The 4,394-nt window shown below is 38.6% G+C and carries 5 protein-coding genes; all 5 read right to left on the bottom strand.

Going from position 1 to position 4,394, the window contains the following annotated elements:
• Positions 1-79: 79 nt before the first annotated feature.
• Positions 80-826, bottom strand: a complete 747-nt coding sequence (locus BAU28_RS02530; protein WP_048369672.1) for a YjbA family protein — start codon at positions 824-826, stop codon at positions 80-82.
• A 142-nt stretch (positions 827-968) separates the two neighbouring features.
• On the bottom strand, positions 969-1,760 hold the full coding sequence (locus tag BAU28_RS02535) for a DUF2268 domain-containing putative Zn-dependent protease (protein ID WP_048369674.1): 792 nt from the start codon (positions 1,758-1,760) through the stop codon (positions 969-971).
• Between the two features lie 106 nt (positions 1,761-1,866).
• Positions 1,867-3,105: a beta-ketoacyl-ACP synthase II gene (gene fabF, locus BAU28_RS02540; protein WP_002170827.1), complete on the bottom strand. Its 1,239-nt coding sequence runs from the start codon at positions 3,103-3,105 to the stop codon at positions 1,867-1,869.
• A 31-nt stretch (positions 3,106-3,136) separates the two neighbouring features.
• Positions 3,137-4,069 (bottom strand): beta-ketoacyl-ACP synthase III, encoded by a 933-nt coding sequence (fabH, locus tag BAU28_RS02545; protein ID WP_071717630.1) that lies wholly within the window; start codon positions 4,067-4,069, stop codon positions 3,137-3,139.
• Positions 4,070-4,090: 21 nt separating this feature from the next.
• On the bottom strand, positions 4,091-4,309 hold the full coding sequence (locus BAU28_RS02550) for a hypothetical protein (protein WP_071717631.1): 219 nt from the start codon (positions 4,307-4,309) through the stop codon (positions 4,091-4,093).
• Positions 4,310-4,394: the final 85 nt, after the last annotated feature.

Raw genomic sequence — 4,394 nt, forward strand, 5'->3', positions numbered from 1 at the left:
TTTTGTCTTCTTATGCGGAAGGTTCTTAGACACGAAGAGCTTGCCGACTCCATAAAAAAAACCGCCAATTGGCGGTTTTTTAATTTACCTTCTGCTCATTTTCCATTTCCCATAACTTTTCAAAAAACGGCTGTCCTTTCACTAAGCGCTCACATAATTGCTCGTGCTTCTCGGACCATCCCGCTTTCGCTTCATCATAAAGCTTAGCCCAAACATCTTCAAACTCCATATGTTGGACCATTCCGTACGCCGATGGATCCCACTCTGTGAACCAATAGCGAATTTCAGCTGGATTTTTCGTTGTATGTAATTGATCTAACGCCATAAATAATAATTGTTTTAACTGTCGTTCTTTACGAGTTAGGCCGTTCATGATGAAAGGCGACGGCGATAAAATGTGATGTTCTTTTTCAATCTCTTCCACTTGGAAATCATACTTTTCTGCCTGCACATTTTCTACCATCTCATATACCATCTGTTCTTGACGAGGTATAAGCCTACTTTTTCTAATTGGCACATTATAGCCGATTGAATCAATCGCAATAATTCCTTTTCCATCTGTAACAACAAAACAATACTCTTGTTGCAAACGTTCGTGATTTTTACGAATATAAGCCTTATGATGTACGTCTTCCAATAATTTTTGCGGAAGCTCTAACAATTCGTTCTCGATGTAATGATATAATGTAGAATCTACTTTTAATAATGGCACTTGATCTAATAGCTCAATTGTATCATCTTTCCGCCATTCGTAAAAATGACAAACGTTATACCCATTCTCTTCACCTTCAAACCAATTTACCCATACATCATGCAGATATAACATTCTCTACCCCTCACTTCACTACTGTTTGTACCAATCATTATGTTCATTTTTGCTTAACTTTATTCCACTTTAGGAAATATATTCTAATTATTATTTTTTCTTCTATAATATTAAAAAAACAGGAGATATAGCTCCTGTTTTTTCATGAAACATGAAATGTATTTGCTTTACTCAATATTTCTTTCGCATCTATAGATAATAAAGAAAGTGTATCTTCTCCTTCAAACGCTACACAATCTTTTACAATATAAAATCCAAGTGCATAGCCAAGCATTTTCGGGTAGGAATGAAGTCCATTTAATAAAATGTCATGCTCCTTTGTTCCTCGTTTTATGCTTATTCTTTCTTGTACAACGTTTTGCCAATAATAAATCGCTTCTTCTTTTGAAAGATACGTCGTCCACGGTGCATTATTTTTTTCTGTATATCTTTCCGTTACTGCCTGCTCAGCTAATCCTTCCATAATCATCGTATCAAGTAATGTATATTCCGTTTCTTTCGTCTCAATTTGATGTAACCTGCATATGTGGTGATATTCATGTGTCAATAACACTTTTAATTCTTCCACCGAATTCCGTCCACATACGAATAAGAAAATAACGTGGCGCATAGATAAGCCAGCCTTCCCGTTATACTCTTCTTGTACAGTTCGATTATAGGAATCTGATAACAAAATAAAGATAGGGACATCTGGCCCTTTTAGCCAACTTTTCAATTTTTCATACTCCATGCTAAGTTCTTTCCAAATTTCTTTTTTCTCTAATTCTTTAATTTCCTGTTCTCCCCGCATTACTGGGCGATACATACCTTTAGAAATTAAAAAGCGATACAGCCTCTCTTTTGGCAATGGAATATACTTCGTAAATTTCTCACAAATCTTTTCTGGACGTCCATAATATAGATGTAACCACTCGGCTGTTTCAATAACCCCCATCTTTATCCCTCCTTTTTCTTATGTATATGCAAAAGGAGAAAAAGGCGTAAAAATAAATAAGGTGTTTTTTCGCAATATGTTACGAAAAAACACCTTATTTCATCTATTATTTATACGATTTAAATACTAATACTGCGTTATGACCACCGAATCCTAGTGAGTTACTTAATACTGTGTTTACTTCTTGTTGTCTCGCTTTATTCGGTACGTAATCTAAATCGCAATCTGGATCTGGCGTTTCATAGTTAATCGTCGGAGGAATCACTCCGTCTGTAATTGTTTTAATAGAGAAAATCGCTTCAACAGCACCAGCCGCTCCTAATAAGTGACCTGTCATTGATTTCGTCGAGCTAATTGCTACTTTATATGCATGCTCACCGAAAGTTTCTTTAATTGCCATCGTTTCATACTTTTCATTTGCATCTGTACTTGTACCATGTGCATTAATGTAATCAATATCTTCTGGCTCTAGACCTGCATCAGCTAAAGCTTGACGCATCGCACGAACTCCACCTTCACCGCCAGGAGCAGGCATTGTAATATGGAATGCATCACCAGTTGCACCGTAACCAGCGATTTCCGCATAAATGTGAGCACCACGTGCTAATGCGTGCTCTAATTCTTCAAGAATAAGAATTCCTGATCCTTCACCCATTACGAAACCGCTACGGTTTTTATCGAACGGACGGCAAGCCGTTGCTGGATCTTCATTAAATGTTAATGCTTTCGCTGAACAAAATCCAGCGAATGCCATACTTGTTAACGGTGCTTCTGCTCCCCCCGTTATCATTGCATCGGCATCACCGCGCTGAATCGCTTTAAATGCATCACCAATTGAGTTTGCCCCAGATGCACAAGCTGTTACAGAGCAAGTATTAATTCCTTTCGCTCCTGTAGCAATTGATACTTGACCTGCTGCCATATCTGGAATCATCATTGGTACGAAGAATGGACTCACACGGCGCGGACCTTTTTCAGTAAAAATCTTAAATTGTTCTTCGTATGTTTCCATACCACCAATACCAGAACCTACCCATACACCAATGCGTGGGGCATTTTCTTCTGTAATTTCAAGCTTCGCATCTGCAACTGCCATTTTCGCTGCTGCTACTGCATATTGCGTAAAACGGTCCATACGGCGAGCTTCTTTTTTATCCATATATTTTTCGACTTCAAAGTCGTTAATTTCTGCTGCTACTTTTGCTGGAAACAGTTCTGGATCTATTCTTGTAAGTCTTCCAATTCCAGATACACCGTTTTTAATATTTTCCCAAGCTGTTTCAACATCTGTTCCGATTGGTGTAACAGCACCTAATCCTGTAATTACGACCCTCTTTTTTTCCATACAAAATACACTCCTTTTTTTCTCTCAGTCCTTATTTACCCCAACGAAGAGCTACTGCTCCCCATGTTAAGCCGCCGCCAAAACCGACTAGTATAATTAAATCACCATCTTGAATACGTCCATTTTGCAATTCCTCTACCATTGCAATTGGAATTGAAGAAGCCGATGTATTACCGAACTTTTCAATTGTCATACTCATTTTTTCTTTCGGTAAATTTAATCTCTCTCTTGCAGATTCCATAATACGAATATTCGCTTGATGTGGTACTAAGAAGTCCACATCCTCTTTCGTAAGTCCTGCTTTTTCTAACACACGAAGACAAGAATCACCAAGTTGACGAACAGCAAATTTAAAGACTTCTCGTCCGTTCATCATAACATACTCGTCTTGATAAAGATGCTTTCCTCCACTTCCGTCCGCTCCTAATTCGAATGAAAGTACACCTTTTCCTTCCGAAACAGCTCCCATTACGATAGCACCTGCTCCGTCCCCAAATAGTACTGCTGTATTTCGGTCGTTCCAGTCTACAATTTTAGATAGTTTGTCACTACCAACTACTAATATATTTTTATAAGTTCCAGTTTGAATAAATTGCTGTGCTGTAATCATTCCGTACATAAAGCCCGCACACGCTGCGCTTAAATCCATTGCAGCTGCATGTTTTGCGCCAATCGCTTCTTGGATTACACAAGCAACTGCTGGGAATGAGCGATCCGGCGTTACTGTTGCCACTAAAATAAGATCGATATCTTCTCCGCTAACCCCTGCATTTTCAAGTGCTTTTTTAGAAGCCTCTACCGCCATATATGACGTATCTATTGTATCATCGGCAATGCGTCTTTCTGCAATTCCCGTTCTCGTACGAATCCATTCATCAGATGTATCTACGATTTTCTCTAAATCGTGATTTGTGACTACTTTTTCTGGCACATATCTTCCGATCCCTAAAATGCCCACGTTCACATCGCAGCCCTCCGTTTTATATCAATTATTATGACTTGGTACTAATTTTAAAACATAAATGTACTTTTGTCTAGAATATATTTCAGCTAAAAAAAATAAAGCCAACGTATTATCAACTTTATTTTTCATTAAAAGAAACAGAAAAATCACTGTCCTTTCAAAAGATAAACTTCCCCATACTTTTGACCTTACTCCGCCCGAGACAAAAATGGGCCCTAACCACTTCTTCTCACGGCTCAAGCCTCTCTCCCCTCAACTACCTCATCCCTCTGATTTTCCCCGCTCAAGACAAAAAAAGCCCTAACCGCTTCTTCTCACGGCTCGC

Origin of the sequence: Bacillus paramycoides (assembly GCF_001884235.1) — a bacterium.
GTDB classification, from domain to species: domain Bacteria; phylum Bacillota; class Bacilli; order Bacillales; family Bacillaceae_G; genus Bacillus_A; species Bacillus_A paramycoides.